This window comes from Mesorhizobium sp. B2-4-19, assembly GCF_006441315.1.
Lineage (GTDB): Bacteria > Pseudomonadota > Alphaproteobacteria > Rhizobiales > Rhizobiaceae > Mesorhizobium.
This window is the reverse complement of record NZ_VFUV01000027.1, coordinates 26,121-48,395: the sequence shown is the minus strand read 5'-3', so window position 1 is coordinate 48,395 and position 22,275 is coordinate 26,121. Positions and strand designations below refer to the sequence as shown.

Below are 22,275 nucleotides of genomic sequence, written 5' to 3'. Positions count from 1 at the left end.
GACGTCGCATTCCAGCGCGTCGGCGACATCCTGATCGGTCATCATTCCGTCACGCCAAGCAATCCTCCGGCCGGCTTCGACCTTCGCCATCATTGAATGCCCTCCCGTGTCGCTCCGCCCGCCGTCCGCGCCGAGGAGACCAGGGTTGCGGGATGGGGTTGATGACCGAGGCCGTCTGAAGCCCCGAGGCATGCCAGGACTCCGTCGGGCGACGCGGCGCATCGAATCCCTTTCAGGACGTCCAGACGAGACAGCTTACGGCAGAAGCGCGCGAGCGCAGGCATGAACTCCCCCGCACGCTCCCGCGGCCAGATCACCGCCAGCACCACGTCGACAGCCTGTTCATCGGGAGCCCGGAACCAGACCGGGCGGTCCATGACCGCCAGCGTCGCAGTAGGAGCCAGGAGCTCCTCCAGGAGCGCGTGGGGAACTGCGATGCCATGCCCGATACCTGTTGAGCCGAGGCTTTCACGGTTCAGAAATGCCGCCAGCACGGTCCCAACGGGGTGGTCGCCTTCTGGGGCGGCTACATGTCGGAGCAGGAACGGCAGGCGTCGCTCGTTCTGGCCGAGAACATCTCCGGCGTTCGGGCGGTCGATGATCATCGCGTTCCGCTCGACATCTCCTACGCGCTGGTTTGAAGGGCCGCAGGGTATCGAACCGATGAGCATCAGTGTGAGGGATACGGCCCCGGTTTCCGAGCAACAGATCCGCCATCTCGTGGACTTGTTCTACGACACGGGTGCCGCATGACGTTCGTGGTCACCGACAACTGCATCAAGTGCAAATACATGGATTGCGTGGAAGTCTGCCCCGTCGACTGCTTCTACGAGGGCGAAAACATGCTCGTCATCCATCCTAACGAATGCATCGACTGCGGCGTCTGCGAGCCTGAGAGTCCTGCCCAGGCAATCTTTCCCGACACCGTGTCCGGCCTTGAGGATTGGCTGGTGCTGAACGCCGAATACGCGTCGGCTTGGCCAAACATCTCAATCAAACGCGATCCGCCCGCGGATGTGAAGGCATTCGACGGCGAAACGGGAAAGCTCGCGAGGTACTTCTCGCCCAATCCGGGCGAGGGGGATGCATGAACATAAGTACCGGGCAGGCGTTCCCGCTGTATCTCGGCATCGACACGGGCGGCACCCACACCGACGCCGTACTGTGGTCTGAGGGCATGGGCATCGTCGCCAAGGCGAAGTCACTGACGACCAGGCACGACCTCGCCCAGTGTATCGGCGGCGCCGTCGACGCGGTTGTCGACGAGTCCGGCATTTCTTCCTCGGCGATCAAGCTGGTGTCGATGTCGACGACGCTCGCCACCAACGCATTGATCGAAGGGCAGGGCGGACGGGTCGCCCTGGTGATGATCGGCTTCGCCGAAGGCGATCTTGTCCGGAGCGGTTTGGCACAGGCGCTGGGCACCGATCCGGTCATTTTTTGCCCAGGCGGGCAAGACGTCCACGGTGATCCAGACTTCTTGATCTGGACCCTTTTGCGGCAGCGCTGCCCTCTCTCGCCGAAACCGTGTCAGGCATCGCCGTGGCCTCGTATTTCGCGGTTCGCAATCCCGAACATGAGGTCGCGGCGCGTGAACTCATCCGTGAGCGTACCGGGCTTCCGGTGACCTGCTCGCATGAACTGTCGTCGAAGCTCGGCGGGCCGAGGCGCGCGCTGACGACCCTCAACGCGCGCCTCATTTCCATGATCGCCCACCTTGTCGATGCCACGGAAGGCTTTCTCCAAAAGCGGGGCATAGCGCCGCCGCTGATGATGGTGCGCGGTGACGGCTCGCTGGTCACGATGAAATTTGCACGCGCGCGGCCGATCGAGACCATCCTTTCCGGCCCGGCGGCCAGCCTAGTAGGAGCGCGGTACTTGACGGACCTCGACGACGCGGTGATTTCCGACATCGGCGGCACGACCACCGATATCGCCGTTCTGGAAGCCGGCCGCCTGCGGCTCGATCCCGAAGGCGCGACCGTCGGTGGTCAGCGCACCATGGTCGAGGCTGTCGCCATGCGCGCCTTCGGCCTCGGGGGAGATTCGGAAGTTTCGCTTCAGGAGAGGTCCCTGACTTCTTCCATCGTGTTGGGGCCGCGTCGGCTCGTGCCGCTGGCGCTCGCAGCGGTGACGCATGGCGATGTCGTGCGCAAGGATCTGCAGCGTCAATTGCTCAACCCCAACACCAGCCGGCTCGACGGCCGCTTTGCATTGCGCACGGGGGTCCCTGATCGTCTCGCGGCCGGCCTGACGGCCACGGAGGCGCGGCTCTACGCCGTCATCTCGGCAATTCCCGCCGCGCTCGATGAGCTGCTCGTGTTGACGTCGCAGGTGGCGACACTCGATCGGCTGGCCGGACGCAGGCTGGTGCATATCGTCGGCTTCACGCCGTCCGATGCGGCTCATGTGCTTGGCCGACAGGCCAACTGGGATTCTGTTGCGGCGCGAATGGGCGCCGAGTTGTTCGCACTCAGACGCGACGGCCAGGGGCATCACATCGCGAAAGACGCGGACACATTCTCTGAGATGGTTCTTGTTTCCGTCACCCGGCGTTCGGCCGAAGCAATCCTTGAAACGGTCTTTGCCGAGGACGGGTTGGACGGCGGCGTCTCCGTTGCCAATCCGCTGGTCCAGCGGGCGGTTCGCCAGCGGTGCGGGATGGCGCAGCTGTCGATCGTGCTCGACCGGCCGGTGATCGGGCTCGGGGCCTCCGCATCGCTCCACTATGCTGGCCTGCCGCCCTTGATTGGCAATGACTGCCACATCGCCGAACACGCCGACGTGGCGAATGCACTGGGCGCCGTCGTTGGGCACGTGCGCATGTCGGCTGAAGCGCGAGTCAGCCAGCCGGAGATCGGCCTTTTCCGTCTCAATTCCAGCGAGCGGCTGGATGACTTCGATACCGAGGATGAAGCTATGGCGGCCGCCGAGGCCCACGTGCGCCTCCTGGCGGCAAGCCTCGCCGACCGCGCCGGGGCCGATCAGGCGCATTGAGACCGCAAGGCAGATCAAGGTGGCGACGATCGAGGCGAACGCAGTTTAGTTGAAGCCATCGTCGTCGCGACTGCCACGGGACGGCAACGCATCGCGTCGTGACCCCCTGGAGGGGCGGATCGCTACTGAACGGTTGGCGAGCAGCACGGCGCAAGACGACCAGGATCGCCCCTGTTCCGTTGGGCCGTTCATATAAGTGAACAACGCAAACACGATGACCCTGGCGATAGTTGACCCACTGCTGGACCCTGGCCAAGAAACCGCAGGCCAACGTCGAACGCTACGACGCGCTGTACCGGGCTCGGGAGGTGCGTCAAGCGTCATGATCCCCGCCTGCTGTGAATCGGCGTGTAAAATTGCCGTTTGACACCTATCGGCAACAGGATGAAGGATAATTGGAACGATTGAGGCCCATGGCCGCCCCTTCGTTTGCCAAGAGGCGTGCTTGTGGGCCGTAGCCGATCACCGCAGGGATTCGCCGGACAATCGTCCACGTATCCGAAATCGGGCGGTTTCTTGTTTACCAGCCGAACAACAGCGCCGCGCCGCTCTGTCCGTTGCCGGTCTGTGTGACGTCGGCGTCGGTGCCTGTGCCGAACTGGAAGATGCCGTAGGAATTGTCATTGCCATCCTGCCGTAAGGTGGCCGAGTGACCGCTGCCCTCTTGTCGAATTATGCCGAGATTGCCGGCCCCGTCCTGACCTATGCCGGCACGATTGTTCCACCCGAACTGCCTGATATGGGCGCTGCTGCGGAGCCCGTTGTAGACCGAATAGGCGCGCAGGCCGAGATCCAGCGCCCGCCCATCGCGGGCCGTCGGAGGCGCGTAGTAGAACCCGATCGAACCGCCCGCCTTCGCCGGAGCGGAGACAAGGGGCAGACCGATGGCTGTCGCGAGCGCGATGGCGGCGATAAGTTTTGTGACCTGGCGGTTCATGATGCCTCTCCTTGTGGCTTCATCATCTGATGAGCCACAGTCGCACAGCGAAGCTGAACCGTGACGGAAGGGTCCGTTCAGCAGCGGTTCAAGACCTGGAGCGGCGCGGCCTTCGACGGAACCGCCGAAGCCTTAAATACTTTTTTTGCATCACTTCGGAAGGAACCCATCGTGTAAAGGGGAAGGGCTCCGGTTGCCCGGAGCCCTCCTTTCGATCCTCGAGAATAGCCGGCGCTCAGGTCGCGCCGGACACCTGTTTGACGCAGGTGACGCTGGCTCCACCAGCAGTCACTTTCAGCTTGACGTCGTAGGCAGCGCCATTGGCTCCCACGCTCATCCGGCCGAGTGACGCGGGATTGCCGGGACCGACCTCGAAGGCGCCGCCCTGCCGGATGCTGGCGGAGCCGGACGCGCCACCCCCGGAGACGCTGACCGTGTAGGTGCCGTTGATGCTTCTGTCGGCATAAACCACGGGCTCAAGCAGGATGGCGTCGCCTTGGAGCGTGTCCCGGATCTCGCATCGCAGAGTTTCGGAATTCGAGCCATCCTTGCCGGCCGTTGCGGCGGTTGCGCCGGCGACGATGACAGCCAGGAGCGCGGCGGATGCTGCTATTGTTCGCTTGTCCAGTCTGGTCATGGTTGATCTCCTCGCGATTGCAGGGATGGCGGCCGGCAACACTCTTGCCGGCCGTCCATGGTTCAGGGGCAGTCCTGGACGAAGGCGGCGACATTGCCGCTGCCGCCCTGGCTGACATCGGCATTGCACCCGTGGCCGACCTGGACACCGGCGGCGACGTTGCCGTTGCCGTCCTGCGTCAGGATGGCCGTATGGTTCGAGCCGAACTGGGCAATGCCCGCGGCGTTGCGGTTGCCGTACTGGTAGGTCGCGCCATAATTGTTGATGCCCTGCTGGCCGATCACCGACCGGTTGCGATGACCATTCTGCTGGCCGATCGCGGTGTTGAACCGGCCATCCTGATAGAAATGTATGCGGTTGTGGTAACCGTGCTGCCCGCCGCCGGCGGAATTGCGCCAGCCATACTGTTCGATGTTCACATCGTTGGCCATGGCGGGCTCGGCGGCGATGAAGCCGACGACGGCGGCAAGGGCTGTGGCGATGATTGAGGTGCGGGTCATGAGACTTCTCCTTCGGTGCGGGGGAACCGCGGTTGAACGGTCCCTTTGTAGAGAGCTCGTCCGGAATGGGGGCTGAAGGCTCTATTCAGCGGAAGTTCATGACCGCTCCGTTTGAGGCTTCGGAGTTGGCACCTATGTCGAGGTTTCGTTCGAGGGTCGGCTTCGGAAACCAACCCCAACAGTGCGGAAGCATAGATCTGGACTAGAAGCTCCTGCCGCCGCGCACCGGCGACATTGGGTCGGCCGGGTTAACCTGCCCGCCCACGGGCAGCCCGCGCTCATTTTTCGACCGTCCTTCGAGGCTGCGGATGACGATCGTGCCGTCATCGACGTGCGCTTTGGCGGTCAAGCAAAACACCGCCTTGATAGCCGATTACTCGCAATGCGGACATCTGGGGCTTAAAACGCCCCTTCGTAACCATCGACAGCGACAATGCAATGGATCAGTTGGTGACGCAGAAACATGCGCGTGCCGCCGCCAGTACGTGGCGGATAAGCCAAGCCGTTGCCTCAGACCATGCGGCGTTGCTCTTCCTACGCTTAGTCGATGATCCGTTCGCAAAGTAGTCGCCATTGCTCATCCCAAGGTCGACATTTGCAACCTTCCCACGACATCAATGGCGCGCAGGATGGAGCAGACCAAGGAGCAGCACAATCGCTTTGCCAAGAACCGAACTCCACCGCAACGATCTATGATTGGTCGGAAGCTCCGCGAAATTGCTGTTGCGTTGACACTGGAGCATCGCTTCAGCAAGGATCAAACTCTGGAAGTCCATGTGAACCGCGTCCATTTTGCAGAGGCGCCCGCGGAATCGAAACCGCAGCACGACGATTTTTCCACAAACCGGCGCGGACGAATAGCAGGTCGAGCGCCGCGCTCGCGCCGTGTTTTTGGACACGTAGCGGCGGGCTTCCTCACGAAGGAGATGCGCGAGCAATCGCTTGCCCGCGCTACGGAACATTCGACAGGGCTATGCGGTGATCGGATTTTTATATTGGCTTTATGAAATCAGGCTGCGGCGCCAGATCCGCGCGCATCCAAGCCCGAGTCACGTCGGTATCATCCTTGACGGCAACCGGCGTTTCGCGCGAAGGAGCGGCTACACCAATCCCCGCGCCGCCTACGATCTCGGCGCTGAAAAGCTCGACGATGTGCTTGCCTGGTGCATCGAACTCGGAATTCGCGCGGTCACGCTCTGGGTGTTCTCGATCGACAACCTGCAAAGACCCGCCGAGGAGGTGTCTGCCATTCTTGCAGCCGTCGAGCGCAAAATTTCGGCGTTGGCGGATGACCCCTTGATCCAGCAGCGATGCATTCGGCTGAAGGCAGCCGGCCGGCTCGACCTGCTGCCGCCGTCGACGGTGAGAGTGCTTCAGACGGCCGCCGAGAAGACGGCTGGCAATGACGTCCTGACGGTTACAATCGCAATTGCCTATGGGGGACGCGAGGAAATCGTGGACGCGGTCCGCAGCCTCATTCGTCACAAAATGCAGCAAGGCATCGAACTTGATACAATGCTTGCTACAATCAGCCCTAAGGATATTGACGAACATCTCTATACGGTTGGGCTTCCAGATCCAGATCTGATAATCCGTACCAGCGGCGAGATCCGCATGTCGGGTTTTCTTCTTTGGCAGAGCGCTCGGAGTGAGTTCTATTTTTCGGACGTGGACTGGCCGGAATTTCGCAAAGTCGATTTCCTCCGCGCAGTTCGCGCTTTCCAGCAGCGGCATCGGCGTTTCGGGAAATGAAGCCCCGAACCTGCTTTATCCAGCACCAAGAAGTCACATCCAGCCGTCGGCGAGATCAAGCTCTTTTCGTGCACCCGATAGCGTAGAGGGGTATCGCCGTCTGGTCCGCTCACGAACTTTCCTAGGTTGGCCATATTAGTAGTTTAGCTGGAGAAAGGTTCACTTGGACGGGTAGCAGTTAACTTCCGGTGCTTCTCGAAAATGGCAAGCTTTTCGGAATGGGTGATCCGCGCCTTGGCGCGGCATCTATCGTACCCTGAAATTGGCAAATTGTTCTGACCCAGGCGCCCTTCCTGACGATCGGGTGGGAGCATTGGACATTGAAATTCAAGCATTCCGTCTCGTAAATCGTGGATAGGGCATTGTCCGCTTCCCATCATGCAGTTCCCCGCCACCGCAAGCTCCAATTTTCCGGGGACCGGATCTAAACCACCTCTAGATTGAACTGATGGGCATCGGCGTCGCTCGCCGCGTGCAGGACTAGTCCGGGCCGAGTCCTGGGGACGCGGGAGCCAAGGACCGCTCACGCGCTACGCAGGTAAGCCGGTAAGCCTGACCGGCGGGGCACCGCGATGAGCGCGGGCCGGACTTTGAACCGAGGCCCGATCTATACTTTCGAAAGGTATCGCGTCGAAAGCGACCGGAACACCGTGAACGATGCATGCCACCGCCAGCATTCCTCCAATCCGGGATCCGAGGCCCGCACTGCAGGCGGGCCGATTCGCTGCGACCTCCAATTTTCAGGACGCAGCGAATCTATCACCCCGGGACGGCACCGCTCATGCGCAATTCCGTCACTTATGCGACTGCTGGAAGCCGGCAACGTCGTACTGGGATACGCTCTTCGGGTTCTTGGAGTTCTGCGGCTGGGTGCCGGCATAATGCGTTCCCGCGTTCCCATCCGGGTTGAAGGCTGAACCCGGGGCAGTGCTGGCGTGCCCCGGCGTAACACTCCCTGTCTGAGGGCTGCCAATCTGTTGATTGGGCTGACCGGTCGTGCCTGTCACAGTGTGGACGTCGGCGGCCAAAGCCATGCCGCTGGAGGCTATGAACAAGCCGGCCGTCATTGGCGTGAGGAGATGTTTCATGGTGTTCTCCCAAGCGTTGGGGGAGGGCGCTCGGGTCGTGGGAGCACCCGGCGAGTTGGACAACATGGCATAAACGCTTTTTGGACCCCTGCTTATCCCGAGCATCACGACGCTGTGATGTCGCGCGACACTGGCGTGGATTGTTCGGCGGGTATCAAGCGCCAGATTCTATCCACTAGCAGCACGCCTCAGGGTGAAAGTCGAATTTCGCCGTCTTGGACAACGGGATCGGAGACCTCGATCGCAACGAAGTGGCCTCGATCCTTTTGGCCGCCGATACCTCCAGCAATAATCGAGGGTCAGGATCGGGCGATGCGGCCTGACGGGCCGCGCCCAAATCGGTGCCATAGCTCCTAAGGATAGGTCCAAGAAAGCTGGACGTGGCGTGGACGCTTGACTTTGTCGCGTTCAGACGCCCTTCGCCCAGTTCCTACACGCCTACTTGCCGCAGGCAGGTTCGCCCTGCTGTCCGCAAGGAGGCCTCTTCTTGACCTCTTGCTGTTGCGGTTTGGGTTGCTGCGGCTGCTGCCCCTGCGGTACGCGGCGCTCTTGGATTTGAGGCCTTGGCTGCTGCTGCTGCTGCTGGGGCAGGCGGCGCTCCTGCATCTGAGGTTTCGGCTGCTGCACCTGCGGCAAGCGACGCTCCTGGATCTGAGGCCTTGGCTGTTGCTCCTGCTGTAGACGCCGCTCCTGCATCTGAAGCCTCGGCTGCTGCACCTGCGGCAGGCGGCGTTCCTGCGTCTGGGGCTTCGGCTGTGCGTTGAACTGTGGTTTCTGCGGCCTCAGCGCCTGGATATGCGGATTTTGCTGCTCGAACCGCCTTTGCGCACCTCCGTTAGGCTTGTTTTGCCTGGAGTTGCGCTGAACGTTCACGTCACCGCCCTGAGGCATGCCATTCGCGTCGGGAAGCTTGCGCAACCTCTTGTTCTTCTCGGTTGCGTTCGGCAAACCGACACCCTTACCACTTGGCCCCATGACTGTGGCCTGGCCGGACGAGGAGCCCTGGTTGCGGGGCAGCTTCTTCTGCCTGCCCTCGGGCGCGTTCTGCCCGGAGAGCGCACTCGGATTGTTCTTCCTCAACCTGTCTTGCGCGTTTTGCCCGCTTTCGGCAGAGGCGTCATTTGCAGCCGGCAGTTTACGGAATTTCTCCCTCCCCTGCTGTCCCGTGCCAGCGGCGCCGGCGTTCCCGGTATCCGGTTGCTTGTCTCCGGTGGCCCTGCGGCCGTTGCCGACCGACATGTCCTGCTTGCCCTGCGCCCTCCTGAACTTTTCGTTGGGTGCGTTCTGGCCGTTGAGGACGGGCTTCCCGTTGACGAGCGGCAGCATCTTGCCGTTCGCGCCCGGCAGGGCGTGGTCGGTCGTGAGCCTGCCGGGCGTCTGCTTCTGCTTCGGCGTCGCGGTGCCGGGCTGCTGGCTTTGCGTGACACCTTGGCCGAGTTTCGGCGGCAACTTGCTCTGTCCCTGATTGGCCGGAGCCTGATTGGTGGGGGCCTGATTGTTGGGAGCCTTTGCGGATGCCGCTCTCTTCTGCAGCAATGGCGGCAGCGCCACCTTGGCCGCCAGCGCGGTGGCGCCGACGCCGACGGCCAACTTCTGGCCTGTGGTGAGGGTGCCTTGGCTGCTGCCGTTCGGCTGCCCGGCCTGCCCGGAGCCTTCGTTGATCGTCGTGTTGTTGATGTTGTTGATGACGGTCGTGTTGTGGATGTTGTTGAAGATGATGTCGTTCGGCGGCGCCACGATGTCACGCGGCGGGTCAATGAACACAGGTATCGGCACGAACACCGGTGTCGGCAGGACAAAGACATCGACCGGCGGCGGCGGCGGCACCAGTTCCACGAAGTCGGGCGGCGGCGGCGGCAGGAAAATCACCGGGACCGGCGGCGGCGGCTCGAAGTCGAAATCCGGATCGTCGAAATAAAGCACCGGGCGATCGACATAGACAATTTCCTCCTCCGGCGGCGGCGGCACATCATAGGCATAGACGGTGAATTGCTCGGGAGGCTCCAGGGCAGCGTCGAAATGCTCAAGGCGCCGGCGCGCATCCCAGGCATGCGGACCATGCGGGTACCGCCGGAGATAGGACCAATAGGCATTGGGCAAATCCCGCAGCCAGGTCTCGCGCCAAGTGATCGCCTCGCGCCGCACCGCAACGATCGCGCGCACCCGCTTGGCCATCGGATCGTGCGGGTAAGCGACGAGGAAATCCTCATAGCCGCGCATCGTGTCGCGGTCGAGCGCAGCGGTATAGGCCTCATGTGCGTCGAAATCGCGGATCGCCCTTGTCCGGTTGGCCCGGGATTCGGCTTCGGAAACTCTGGGCGCGGGCGCATCGGGCGCACGGTCGAAGAAGACGAACGGCGCGCTGACCTTGGAAGCATGCCATGGAACTTCGGCACCCTGGGTCACCTCGTTGACCCGCAGGCGCGTGCGATCGAATACATCGTCAAGCGACAAGCCGCCCTCGCGCATCATTTCGGCCAGCGCCTGGGCGTAGGCGCCGTAAGGCCCCTTGCCCTCGGGCGCGATGGTTCCCGGAGCAGCGTTGAAGGCAATCAGCATGTTAGGGCTGGGGTCGACCAATGCAAGGCCGCCAGCCAGCGGCTGGCTTGATGGCGGCATGGGCGTCGGTCGGGCCGCATCGAGCACGACGACGCTGACCTTCGCCGACAGCCCGGAAAGCGATCTGGTGACGTCAGAAATCCGCATTGCCTGAAGCGGGATGTCGTTGGGATTGGCGATCTGTGCATCGACCGGCAGGAAGTAGTTGTCGCCTTCGAGCTGTACGCCTTGGCCGGCAAGATAGACAAAAACAACGGCGTCGGGGCCGGCCGCGGACACCTTGGCGACAAAATCGCGGAACGCCCCTCGCAGCGAATCCTGGTCCAGGTCGCGCGCGCCGATCACGTCGAAGCCCGCCGCCTGCAAGGTCTGCGCGATCAGACCGCCGTCGTTCGCCGCCGTCGCCAGTTCGCCGGTTTTGTAGGCACCATTGCCGATAACCAACGCCAAGCGCTTTTCACCGCCCGCCTGTGCCCAGGAAGGGGCCATGAGGAGGAGTAGAACCAGCACGAAGCCAAGGACTTTCTGAAGCATACGCATCGCAATCCGCCAACTACATTGAACGTAGAAAGGGTCGGAAGGTTTCCCGAAGCATGCAAATTTGACGTCACAAGAAGGCGGCCTCAGGGCAGAATTTCATCCAAAAAACCGAGGTTTCGCAATCCTAAGTCGCCTGATCACGGACTGACATCGGAGCTTTCCGCCGGCGTCTCATCGAAAATTCATTCGTATTCGACGGCAATCACGTCCGCATCTCGGATGCCAGTTTCTCGAAACTGGCTCCTCCGCGCTGGGTTTTAGGAAAAGCGGGCGCGTCCTTCTCCTATGTGCCCCCGCCTTGCTTCACAATGAGCACTTGGACCCGTCGCTATTTTTGAACTAGTGGCGGTTGCGCTCGGGTCCGACGAAAAAGAACGCCCGCTCTGGCAGTCCGGCAAGAGCGGGCGACGGACGAGCTATTGAACCCTACTTGCAGTCTTTCAGCAGCTTCAACGCTTTCTCGGCGTTGGCTTGGGAATCGTATGTCTTTGTTCCGGCGTCGGTCAGTTTCTTGCCGTCCGGCTTGGTGGAAACCACAGAGCACTTCTTGGTTGTGGCATCCTTCGCAACCCAGTATTGGGTGGCGGCAAATGCCGGGATGCTAACGAGCGTCACAACCGCAGCTGCGGCCAGAACCTTGCGAATCATTGTGTTCTCCCAATCAATGAACAGCTTAAGGACGGCTCGGCCCGTTCATCCGGAGAGTTCTGTTGCCTGACTGGTCGGACGCGCGGACCGAGCGCCAGTGAGCCGTATCGCGAACAAGCCTTCGAAGGCAATTTACAAAAATGTAAAGCGCGGCCACCGGAGCCCAACTGCGCTTCGCATCCGGATGATCATGGCCAGGCGCCTGCGTAGCTGCTTTAGCAACCGCCCGAAGGTTTTGGTGGACTACCCCGACACGGGTGAAACCTTGAGATGGAGACCACAAAGCCGCGCTGGTAGGAGCCTGGCGCGTTTGCATGCCGAAGCGACCGGACACAAAGTCAATAAGATGTTTCTCGGAGACACAGCCGATGAGCTCATAAAATGCACACGGAACAGTTCCCAAGCGAGTCGTCTAGCCATGTACCCAGCCAGCAGCGACCTGAACCCGCAACCGCATTGTCTCCGCTTCGGACGGTAGAGCCGGCGTCAACGTCACGCTAATCTTAGTCTAGTTCGCCAACTGATCGAGAAGCGTGTCTATCTCGCCCTTCTTGGGTGTTTCGGGCGAAGCGGTAGGCTGCTGGTCGGCTGGAGCAGGTTCGACACCCAGCGGGAGCCACGCTTCTCCTGGGGCGCTAGCGCCGGCCTTCGGCGTCGGTATTGCCATAGGCATTGCCTGTCGCCGGGTTGTCCCCGACTCGGCCGGTGACAGTTTCGACGTCAGCGCCGCATTCCGCTCAAGATCGCCGATCAGCTCCGCCGCAGCTTTGCGCGAGCCGTTGCCGCTCGCGTCCGGCTGGCCGGGGGGCAGCTTGTCGAAGTCAGCTTTCCTGTCGGGAGGCCGAGGCGGGTCAGCATGTCCAGCGTGCCATGGGTCTTTCCCCAAACGCGCTGAGGTCCGGGTGGATCAGAGGCGCAGAAAGCGAGCCATCGACCACAATCGACATTCCGATGCCTTCGGCAACGTCGCCTCTCTGGCCCGCCAGGGAGGCGACGTGGCGCCGCTCGCCTCGGTTGGACGAGGTTCCCCCCGCCTACGGCGAACAGGATCCCCGGAACGAGCACGCCCGTGGCAAAAAAGGCCTCAAGCAATGAAGCCAGCCCAAAGATCCAATAGACCACATGCCGAATGATGCGAGAGAAGGCAGGATCTGGCTCACAGCGTCATCTCACGGGGAACCGCACCTGGGCCAGCAGTCCGCGACCGTCTTGCCCGCTGCCAAACACCAGGCGCGCACCGTGCTGCGCGGCGACGCGCTGGACGATCGACAGGCCTAGGCCGCTCCCCTGAACCTCATGATTGCTGCCGCGGTAGAACCGTTCCAGCACCTGCTCCCGTTCAGATTCCGGGATGCCGGGGCCGTTGTCACAGACCTCCAACACGACTTCATTCCCTTTCCGCCGCACCGCCACGTCGATCGTGCCGCGCGCAGGGGTATATCGGATCGCGTTGTCAACCAGGTTGTTGAGCAGGATGCGCAGCGCATCCGGGTCACCCTGTATTTCGGCCTTGTCCTGAGTGACTAACCCCAGGTCGATGTGTTTGGCTTCGGCCAGCTGGATTTGATCCAGGATCACCGATTTGCAAAGGCGGGACAGCTCTACCGACCGCGGCGCAACGGCTTGTCCCTGCGGTTCCAACCTGGCGAGCGTCAGCAATTGCTGCGCCAGGTGGGCAAGCCGAACGACACCGGATTGCAACTGCGATAGCGCCTGTCCACGTTCCTCTTCGGTCGAGGCCGTCTGCGCCAATTGCGTCTGGATACTGAGAGCCATCATCGGCGTGCGTAGCTCATGCGCAGCGTCGGCGATGAAGTGTTTTTGCATGGTGAATGCGTGGTCCAGCCGCCGCAGCAAGTCGTTGAGGCCGTCGACCAAGGGCTTGACCTCGTTTGGCAACGGACCAGGCCCGATAGGCGCCAGGCTTTCGGCATCTCGCCGTTTTAACTCCGAGGTGATCTGGTAGAGCGGCTTCAGCCCGTAGCCGATGCCGTACCACAGGAACAATGCGAGCAGCGGCAGCAATGACAGAACGGGCCAGAAGAGATGCACCGATAGCCCGGCCAATGCCTCCCAGCGAGCGTTCTGGGCTTGCCCGACGCGGATCAGTCGGCTGCCCCGCTGGTCAACAAAGGTATGCCAGGTCTGGCCATTGAACGAGACATCGTTCAGCCCCGGTCGCCGCGGCGGCGGCAACGTCAGCGTCGCGTCGGTGGTGAAATCCAGCTTCCCGTCGCGCCACACCTCCAACAGCACCTCGTCGGCCTTTTCGTCGTTGTCTTGCTGCTGGCGTTTGCCGTCGTCGGTTAGTGACACGCGGTCGGCATTCACATCGACGTGTTCGGCGACATAGCGCATCTGATCATCGAGAAGATCTCCCAGTTCGAGAAAGGCTCCCCAGTAGGTGCCGATGCTCGCCAGAATCCCTGCCAGCAACGTTGCCGGCAGCAGCCACAACAGAAGGCGGCGGCGCAGCGAGCCCTTGAACCACAGCCGCAGTCGGTGATAGCCAAGGTTCATGTACCCTCGCCAATGCAATAGCCGACGCCGCGTACCGTATGGATCACCTCGGCGCCGAGCTTCTTGCGAAGGTTGTAGATGTGCACTTCGACCGCGTTGCTGCCCACTTCCTTGTCCCAGCCGTACAAGTGATCCTCCAGTTGCTCGCGCGAGAGCACCGCGCCGGGCTCGCGCATCAAGGCGTGAAGCAGCGCAAATTCCTTGGCGGACACGTCGGCCGGCTCGTCGCATAGCCAGAGCAAATGGCGGACCGGGTCGAGCCGAAGGGGGCCAACATGCAGTTCGATCTGCGCTCGGCCTGCATGGCGGCGGCTCACGGCGTGAATGCGTGAGATCAGCTCCTCCAGCGCGAACGGCTTTATCAGATAATCGTCGGCGCCACCGTCCAGCCCGGCCAACCTGTCGGGCAACGCATCGCGCGCCGTGATTATGATGGTCGGCAGCGTTTCACCGCGCTGGCGCAATGCCTTCAGGACGTCCATCCCGTCTTTCTGCGGCAGCCCCAAATCGAGCAGCAGCAGGGCGTAAGGATTCGCTTCCAATGCGAGCAGCGCAGACTTGCCGTCTTGCACCCAGTCAACGGTAAATCCCTTCTTTCGCAGCCCTTGCTGGAGGCCGCTGCCGATCATTGGGTCATCTTCAGCCAGCAGCAAGCGCATCGATCTTTCGCCTCCTGGTTGGTGAGCGCACACCGGGTCCGCTTGGACCGTCCGATACCTTATAGGCCTCGCGCCGCTCTGCGCATCAATCTTGACCTTAGTGCGCCCTGCATCGCGATGGCAGGCAGTTGAGAGACAATACGCGGTCCAAGATGAAGCCTGGCTGAAATCGCGATACCGATCATTGATCGCCTGGTCGCCGCCCCTGAGGAAAATTTCAGGTGGACTTAAGCGAGCGTGCGATAGCCTCGACCCCTCATTGGCTATCCGCAATGCGCGTCATATGCCCCCAGGAAGGAAAACACCTCAGTCATGAGTACCCTCGGCAGACGCCTGCTCCTCGCGCTTGTGCCGACCGGGGCTGCCGCACTGGTGGCCTGGGGCTGGCTTTCGTACCAGCCAGCGCCGAGCATAGCCGCTCCGGTCGCTACCCCCGCCAGTCGGGTCAGTAGCGAGGACGGGCTGACCATCGTGACGCTGGACGAAGCGACGCAGAAACGCAGCGGAATCGCGACCGACGCGCTCACGGCAACGAAGCGACAGCTCGATGAGACTGCCTATGGCAGCGTCCTCGACCTGCAACCGCTGATCGATCTCCAGACCCGCTATCGCGCTGCTGTGGCCGAGGTGGCCAGTGCACAGGCAGCCCTTGATGCCTCGAGCCAGGAAGCAGAACGCAACCGCGTCCTGTTCAAGGACCATATGAACATATCGCAGAAGGCGATGCAGGCGGCGCAAGCGGCGTGGTCAGCTGACCTAGCCAAGCTCCAGTCGGCTGAAGCGAGTCTCGAAGGGGCGCGCGCGAGCGCACAGCAACAGTTCGGCCCCCCAATCGCTTCGCTTATCACAGGCAAGGACACGGCGCTCGCCGGCCTCCTGGAAGGCCAGGATATGATGCTGAGGATCGTGTTGCCGATCGACAGCAATACGCCAGCACCGGACCAAATTACTTTCGACGGTGGCGCGCGTGGCCGACTCACCGCCCGCCTGATTTCGGCATCGCCGCAGAGCGATCCAATCGCGGAAGGACCAACCTTCCTGTATCGCGCACCTGCCAGCCTGCCGGTCGGCAGCAAGGTGATCGCTTTTTTGCCGGTGGGCCAGCAACCCGCCCGTGGGATTGTCATCCCGCGGACAGCAGTGCTGTGGTTCGGCGGGCTGCCCTGGGCTTACATCCAGCAGGGCAAGGACCGCTTCGTACGTCGATTGGTCGATGAACAGTCGCCATACGACGGCGGCTATTTCGTGGACGCCGGCTTCGAGGCTGGCGAACGCGTGGTGACGCGCGGCGCGCAGTTGCTGTTGTCGGAGGAACAGCGCCCGCCAGTCACCGCGGCCGCCGCCTGCAAAGATCCCGAATGTGACGACTAACCGGACTCGCGCGCGCTTTCATGTTGAGTTCCATCATTCGCTTTTCCGTCCGCTTCCGCGGCGTGGTGATTGCGCTGGCCTGCTTGCTGGCTGGCTACGGCGTCTATACGCTGACCAAGGCTCGCCAGGATGTCTTTCCGGAGTTCGCGCCGCCGCTGGCAGTGATCCAGACCGAAGCGCCCGGCCTGACATCGGAGCAGGTCGAAGCGCTTGTCACCCAGCCTGTAGAGAACGCTATGGGTGGCACGCTCGGCCTCGACAGCATGCGCTCGAAGTCGCTGCAGGGGCTGTCCATGGTCACGCTTACCTTCCAGGACGGCACCGATATCTACAGGGCTCGTCAACTGGCGGTCGAACGGCTCAACGCACTGGGCGGCACGTTACCGCTCGGAGTCAAGCCTCCGGCACTGCTGCCGCTTACGTCCTCGACCAATGTGACGCTGGTGGCTGGCCTGACTTCCGACCGTCTTTCGTTGATGGACCTTCGCACGCTGGCGGACTGGACCGTCAAGCCTCAGCTCCTGCGTGTGCCGGGCGTCGCCGACGTGATCGTGTTCGGCGGCGACGTCAAGCAGTTCCAGGTCCAGGCGGATCCACAGAAACTGGTGCGGTACGGCGTGGCGTTGCAGGATCTGCTGACAGTCGCCCAACGCGCGACGGGCGTTCGCGGCGCTGGCTATGTCGAAAATGCCAATCAGCGGATCGTGCTGAACACCGAAGGCCAGTCGCTTGCGCCAGAGCAATTGGCACAGGTGGTGCTGCGCTACCAGAACGGCGTCGCGTTGCGCCTGGGCGACGTCGCCAAAGTCGCGATCGGGCCAGCGCCGGCTGTGGGCGCGGCCTCCGTCGACGGCAAGCCTGCCGTCTCGTTGATGGTGGAGAGCCAGTACGGCGCGGACATGATGTCGGTGTCGCGCAGGGTTGAACAGGTGCTGAGCGAGCTGCAGCCCGTCCTGGCAGGACAGCAGGTAGTGCTGCACCCGGACATCTTTCGGCCGGCCCGTTTCATCGAAACCGCCATCGGCCATCTGCGCACCGCGCTTCTCCTTGGCGGCGTGCTGGTGATCGGCGTGCTGTTCCTGTTCCTCCTCAACGTGCGAACCGCGATCATCTCCGCCACCGCGATCCCGCTGTCGCTGCTGACGGCCGTGATCCTGCTCTCCCACTTCGGCATAAGCCTGAACACGATGACGCTCGGCGGGCTGGCGATCGCGCTCGGCGAGGTTGTCGACGATGCGGTCGTCGACGTCGAGAACATTTTCCGCCGCCTGCGCCAGAACCAGCAGATGGCCCACCCGCTGCCGCCTGCAAAGGTCGTACTGCTCGCCTCGCTCGAGGTACGAAGCGCCGTGGTCTACGCCACCCTGGTCGTCGTGTTGGTGTTCCTGCCTGTAATGTCGCTGTCCGGCATCGCCGGAAAGCTGTTCGCGCCACTGGGCATCTCGTACATCCTGGCGATCCTGGCCTCGCTGGTCGTGGCGTTGACCGTGACGCCGGCGCTCGCGTTCCTGTTGCTGACAGGCAAACCGCTGAAGGAGCAGGAACCCAGGCTGGTGCAAGCGCTGAAGGCACGCTATTTTGCAATTCTTGCCGCTATCGAGCGGCGCTACCGATTGATCATTTGGGCAATCGGGGTGCTTTGCATCGCAGCGCTCGGCGCGCTGCCGTTTTTCGGCGGCAACTTCATTCCGGACCTGAAGGAAGGCCACTACCTCGCCCATATGGCGCTGGCCCCGGGTTCGTCTTTGGCCGAATCGATGCGTGTGGGCAAAGAGGTGAGCTCACAGCTGAGCCAAATTCCAGGCGTGCGCCTGGTGGCGCAGCGGGCCGGCCGAGCCAACGAAGTGGTCGATCCCACGGGCGTCCATATCAGCGAGTTCGAGATCGACTTGAAGCCGCTGTCGCCGGCCGAGCATCGCCGCGCGTTGGTCAACATTCAACAGACATTGGCAAGCTTCCCCGGGCTCACCACTTCGGTCAACACCTTCCTGGCCGAACGCATCGACGAGAGCATTTCGGGCGTGACCGCGCCGGTGGTGATCAACATCTTTGGGCAGAACCTGGATGTCATCGACGGCAAGGCGGGTGAGATCGCTCAACTGGTCGGCACCATCCCGGGCGCCGTCGGCGTGCGGGTCGAGGCCGCCCAATACCTGCCGCAACTGACGATGCGTCTCAAGCCGGAGCAGTTGACCCGTTGGGGTTTTACGCCGGTGGATGTGCTGGAGGCGATCCAGACGGCGTATGAAGGCATAGCCGCCAGCCAGGTCTACGAAGGCAATCAGGCTTACGACGTCAACGTGTCGTTGACTCCAACGGCGCACCAGGACTTGGCGGCGGTAGGCTCACTGCTGCTGCGCAGCCCGGCAGGCGTGACGGTTCCGCTCAGGCAGCTTGCCGATATCAGCCAGACCACCAGCCGCTACCAGATCCTGCATAGTGACGGCCAGCGCCTGCAAACTGTGACATCGGGGGTGCACGGGCGCGCTGTCAGCGATTTCGTCAAGGAGGCCCAAGAGCGCATCGCCAGGGAAGTCAGCCTGCCCAAAGGGACCTACCTGATGTTTGCTGGCGAGGAGCAGGCGCGCGCGCAATCGCAGCAAGACCTCCTGATCTATACCGTGGCTGCCAATGTCGGCATCGTGCTGCTGCTATTTCTGGCGCTGAAAAGCACGCGGGCACTGCTCCTGGTATTGGTCAACCTGCCGTTCGCCCTGGTCGGCGGGGTGCTGACGGTGCTGGTCAGCGGCGGCGACCTTTCGCTCGGCTCGCTCGTCGGTTTTGTCACGCTGTTCGGCATCACGCTCCGCAACTCGATCATGCTGATCTCGCACTACGAGCACCTGGTGAACGAGGAGGGAATGGAGTGGGGACCGGAAGCCGCCCGCAGGGGTGCGGCCGAACGCCTGGTGCCCATCCTGATGACGGCTGTCGTGACCGCGCTTGGCCTGTTGCCCCTGGCCTGGGCCAGCGACGCGGCTGGCAACGAGATCGAAGGACCAATGGCGATCGTGATCCTCGGCGGGCTGGTGACCTCGACCTTGCTGAACCTGTTGGTCCTGCCGACGATGGCCTTGCACTTCGGCCGGGAGTTTCAGCTCGATGTTGCGCTTCAGGCTGAGTGAGACGGCTTCATCAACTCAGAAGCCAAACCATCTGCCGGATCGCGGCTTGCGCGCCCTGGCGGGCAGGATCGTCTGCCAGGCGCGCTCGATGCATCGCTTCCCCCGAGCTACCGCATGCCCGGCAATAACTAGCGAGGAAGTGCGGTCCAAATTCTTGACTATTATAGTCATGAATAATAGTGAAGCGTTTTGATTGCGTCCACATGGTACGCCAAAACGGGAAGGGCCGATGGCATTCGTTGACAAGTTCGGATCGCGCGGCGACGCAGTCGCGCTGTCTTTACCCAACCGCAAAGCGATCACTTACGCCGAGCTTGACCGGCGCACCGACGGGCTCTGCCGAAATCTCGGCGCCCGCCGTAAGCTCATTGCGGTCGAGGCCTGCGCGTCCGAGCATGCCATCATCGCCTATCTGGCGGCATTGCGGGGTCGCCATGCCGTGGCATTGCTGCCTCCCGGTGACGATGTCGCGGTCAGCGACTTCGAAGAGGACTTCGCGCCAGATGTAGTTTTTCGAAAAAGCGATGGCCGTTGGCGAAGCACAAACATGCATAGGCCAAACGCGCGTAACCTGCATCCCGATCTAAGTCTTTTGCTGGGTACATCAGGTTCTACCGGAAAGCGTCGCTTCGTTCGGCTTTCGGCGAAGGCGGTGGAAGCAAATGCAGGCTCGATCGCTTCGTTTCTCGGGTTGGATGCCAGCGATCGAGCCGCATTGATCCTGCCTTTGCACTATTCCTATGGGCTCTCGGTCCTGAACTCGCACCTGGCGGTCGGTGCCGCCATTCACCTGGCGGCGCATGGTACTGCTCAATCTGGCTTCCTTGAAGAGATGCTTGAGGCAGGCTGCACCAACATCTCGGGTGTTCCCTATTGTTACGAATTGATGGAGCGCGTAGGTGTCCGGGCAGAGTCCTTGCCGGCTTTGCGTTTCATGACAGCTGCGGGCGGACGCATGCAGCCCGACCTTGTCGAGTGCTGGCGCCAACGTCTGGCCGGGCACGGCAAGCAGCTGTTCCTGATGTACGGTCAGACGGAGGCGACCGCTCGCGTCGCTTATGTGCCGCCGGAAAAGCTAGCAGAAAACACCGACAGTATCGGAATTGCCATTCCCGGCGGCTCGCTCCGCCTCGTTGATGACACCGGCGCACCAGTTGAAGAGGCGGGCCGGGTCGGCGAACTTGTGTACCGGGGTCCCAATGTGATGATGGGCTACGCCGAAAACGGCGACGACCTGTCTCGAGGCCATGAGATCGACGAGTTGAAGACTGGCGACATTGCCGAGCGTGATGTCGATGGCTTGTACCGCATCGTGGGGCGCCGCAAGCGCTTCTCGAAGATCGCAGGACTTCGCATCAATCACGCGGCAATCGAACATGCCCTGTCGCAGGCCGGGCTTTCCGGAGCAGTGGTTGGCAACGACCGGCGCCTCATGGCGGCCATCCCATCCGGCCATTCGCCCGAGCGGGCGCGCGGCATTATGGCGAGGGCGAGCGGGCTTTCGCTGCTGCACGTCGACGCGTTTTGCCTGGATCACCTGCCGCGCCTGACGTCAGGCAAGGTAGACTATGTAGCCATAGCGGCGCGCCTCGAGGCTGACGCTATTGTCGGCGAGGCGAATGCCGACTTACTTGACGCCTTTCGCCGCGCCTTCTGTCTCAGCAATGTCGGTCCGAATGACAGTTTCGAAAGCTTGGGCGGAGACTCCCTGCTCTATGTGCAACTCTCGCTGGCGCTCGATCGCGAACTCGGGCAAGTGCCTGAAGGATGGGAGAAGAGACCTATCCGCGAAATCGCGGCGACAGCGAGGATAGATGGCGCATCGCGAATCGTCGATACCGAGCTGCCGCTGCGCGCCTTAGCGATCACGCTCATCGTCATTCACCACGCGACCCTGTGGCCGATCCCGGCTGGTGCCGCAATTTTGATGGTGCTTGTGGGTCACGGCATCGCGCGGTTCCATTCGGCCACGTTGTTTGCCGGCGATCCCTGGCGACTGATGAAGTCGCTCGCAATGAACCTCGCCATATATGCGCCGATCGTGATCGGCTACTCGCTGGCGTGGGGCGAGGTGCTGTGGCCTTCCATATTGCTGGTCGGCAATCTTGAGCTGACCGACCCGACGCAAAAGCTGCCTTACCTCTACTGGTTTGTCGAAGCCTATGCGCAAATCACTCTGCTGTGGGTGGCAATCTTTGCGTTCGCGCCGCTTCGGAGGTTCGCCAGCCGCAATCCCTTCAACTTCGGGATCGGTTTTCTAGGCCTGGCAGTGGCTGCGAAATTCGCTGTTCCGCTCGTGTGGCATGTCGGGCCGGCTCAGATATTCACCACGCCAGACGTGCTCTATCTGGCTGTGATCGGGTGGTGCATATACTTCGCCTTGAGTTCTCCGACGCGCCTTCTGATGCTCTGCGCCACTGCCTTTCTGTTCTCGTTTCTTGCGTATATGGGTGGCAACTGGACGGGTTCCTGGGTGAAGTTCGTGTTGCTGTTCGTTGCCGTGGCGGCTTTGCTCTACATGCCGAGGGTCCATCTGCCACGATGGCTCGTGCGGGCCGTGCTGCCTTTGGCGGCTGCCGGCTATAACATCTATCTGTTCCACCGCATCCTCCCGGAACTGCTACTGCCGCAGCCTGATCCGGCGTATTTACAGCCAGGGATCGCCGCGCTGGCGGTCGTCGGCGGCATCTCGACCGGGCTTGCGATCCGGGCGGCGCAGAACAAGGCAATGACGTTGCTGACATATCGCCGCGTTGCAGTCTCTCCAGGCGGAGCCCCGCCGCCAAGGTTACCGACAAGGCGTTGGCGCGGCCTGCGCGCGGTAAGGGGCGGCTAGGCAATCGGACTGAAGCTATATTGGTGCGGATACCAGACAGACGCTGTCCCATGCGATTATTCAAGCCTGACGTGGAACACGGTGCACCCACCGGGCCGGACACTGC

16 protein-coding genes and 1 pseudogene are annotated in these 22,275 nt (G+C 62.2%); 7 read left to right on the top strand and 10 right to left on the bottom strand.

Annotated elements, in window-relative coordinates:
- Nucleotides 1–89 precede the first annotated feature (89 nt).
- Nucleotides 90–605, bottom strand: coding sequence for a PTS sugar transporter subunit IIA (locus FJ546_RS29600; RefSeq protein WP_140892711.1), 516 nt, complete (start codon nt 603–605; stop codon nt 90–92).
- Between the two features lie 144 nt (nt 606–749).
- On the opposite strand from FJ546_RS29600, the gene fdxA reads away from it, so the two are divergent.
- Together fdxA and FJ546_RS29590 are read left to right on the top strand one after the other, a co-directional pair.
- Nucleotides 750–1,091, top strand: coding sequence for a ferredoxin FdxA (fdxA, locus tag FJ546_RS29595; RefSeq protein WP_140892709.1), 342 nt, complete (start codon nt 750–752; stop codon nt 1,089–1,091).
- Nucleotides 1,088–3,099 (top strand): annotated as a pseudogene (locus FJ546_RS29590) (hydantoinase/oxoprolinase family protein). Before fdxA ends, FJ546_RS29590 begins: the two are co-directional and overlap by 4 nt.
- 418 nt (nt 3,100–3,517) lie before the next feature.
- Here the strand turns inward: FJ546_RS29590 and FJ546_RS29585 are convergent.
- The 4 genes from FJ546_RS29585 to FJ546_RS31390 all read right to left on the bottom strand — a co-directional run bounded on the left by FJ546_RS29585 (nt 3,518) and on the right by FJ546_RS31390 (nt 5,420).
- Complete coding sequence (locus FJ546_RS29585; protein WP_140892708.1) at nt 3,518–3,934, bottom strand: curlin; 417 nt, start codon at nt 3,932–3,934, stop codon at nt 3,518–3,520.
- A gap of 235 nt (nt 3,935–4,169) precedes the next feature.
- Nucleotides 4,170–4,571: a curli-like amyloid fiber formation chaperone CsgH gene (csgH, locus tag FJ546_RS29580; RefSeq protein ID WP_140892706.1), complete on the bottom strand. Its 402-nt coding sequence runs from the start codon at nt 4,569–4,571 to the stop codon at nt 4,170–4,172.
- Between the two features lie 62 nt (nt 4,572–4,633).
- The gene (locus FJ546_RS29575; RefSeq protein ID WP_140892704.1) at nt 4,634–5,071 is read right to left on the bottom strand and encodes a curlin; all 438 of its coding nucleotides are present in this window, start codon (nt 5,069–5,071) and stop codon (nt 4,634–4,636) included.
- Nucleotides 5,072–5,273: 202 nt separating this feature from the next.
- Nucleotides 5,274–5,420: a hypothetical protein gene (locus FJ546_RS31390; protein ID WP_181168138.1), complete on the bottom strand. Its 147-nt coding sequence runs from the start codon at nt 5,418–5,420 to the stop codon at nt 5,274–5,276.
- A gap of 280 nt (nt 5,421–5,700) precedes the next feature.
- Here FJ546_RS31390 and FJ546_RS29570 point away from each other — a divergent pair, with 280 nt between their 5' ends.
- Nucleotides 5,701–6,078: a transglycosylase domain-containing protein gene (locus FJ546_RS29570; protein ID WP_181168137.1), complete on the top strand. Its 378-nt coding sequence runs from the start codon at nt 5,701–5,703 to the stop codon at nt 6,076–6,078.
- Nucleotides 6,050–6,823, top strand: a complete 774-nt coding sequence (gene uppS / locus FJ546_RS29565) for a polyprenyl diphosphate synthase (RefSeq protein ID WP_210243129.1) — start codon at nt 6,050–6,052, stop codon at nt 6,821–6,823. Before FJ546_RS29570 ends, uppS begins: the two co-directional genes overlap by 29 nt.
- 794 nt (nt 6,824–7,617) lie before the next feature.
- Here uppS and FJ546_RS29555 read toward each other — a convergent pair.
- The 5 genes from FJ546_RS29555 to FJ546_RS29535 form a co-directional block, all read right to left on the bottom strand.
- Nucleotides 7,618–7,911 carry an adenylate cyclase gene (locus tag FJ546_RS29555; protein WP_210243128.1) on the bottom strand — a complete coding sequence of 98 codons (294 nt, stop codon included), beginning with the start codon at nt 7,909–7,911 and terminating at the stop codon, nt 7,618–7,620.
- 438 nt (nt 7,912–8,349) lie between these two features.
- On the bottom strand, nt 8,350–11,010 hold the full coding sequence (locus FJ546_RS29550) for a caspase domain-containing protein (protein WP_140892701.1): 2,661 nt from the start codon (nt 11,008–11,010) through the stop codon (nt 8,350–8,352).
- 426 nt (nt 11,011–11,436) lie between these two features.
- Nucleotides 11,437–11,658, bottom strand: coding sequence for a hypothetical protein (locus FJ546_RS29545; RefSeq protein ID WP_140892699.1), 222 nt, complete (start codon nt 11,656–11,658; stop codon nt 11,437–11,439).
- Between the two features lie 1,164 nt (nt 11,659–12,822).
- Entirely contained in the window at nt 12,823–14,178 is a 1,356-nt protein-coding gene (locus tag FJ546_RS29540; RefSeq protein WP_140892698.1) for an ATP-binding protein, read from the bottom strand.
- The gene (locus tag FJ546_RS29535; protein WP_140892697.1) at nt 14,175–14,837 is read right to left on the bottom strand and encodes a response regulator; all 663 of its coding nucleotides are present in this window, start codon (nt 14,835–14,837) and stop codon (nt 14,175–14,177) included. The genes FJ546_RS29540 and FJ546_RS29535 overlap by 4 nt, the downstream gene beginning before the upstream one ends.
- A 312-nt stretch (nt 14,838–15,149) precedes the next feature.
- Between FJ546_RS29535 and FJ546_RS29530 the strand changes: the two genes are divergently transcribed.
- From FJ546_RS29530 to FJ546_RS29520, 3 genes are all read left to right on the top strand, one after another.
- Complete coding sequence (locus tag FJ546_RS29530) at nt 15,150–16,208, top strand: metal transporter (protein ID WP_140892695.1); 1,059 nt, start codon at nt 15,150–15,152, stop codon at nt 16,206–16,208.
- Between the two features lie 20 nt (nt 16,209–16,228).
- A complete protein-coding gene (locus FJ546_RS29525) occupies nt 16,229–19,333 on the top strand; it encodes an efflux RND transporter permease subunit (RefSeq protein ID WP_140892694.1) in 3,105 nt (1,034 codons plus the stop codon).
- Between the two features lie 229 nt (nt 19,334–19,562).
- A complete protein-coding gene (locus FJ546_RS29520) occupies nt 19,563–22,169 on the top strand; it encodes an AMP-binding protein (RefSeq protein WP_140892692.1) in 2,607 nt (868 codons plus the stop codon).
- Nucleotides 22,170–22,275: the final 106 nt, after the last annotated feature.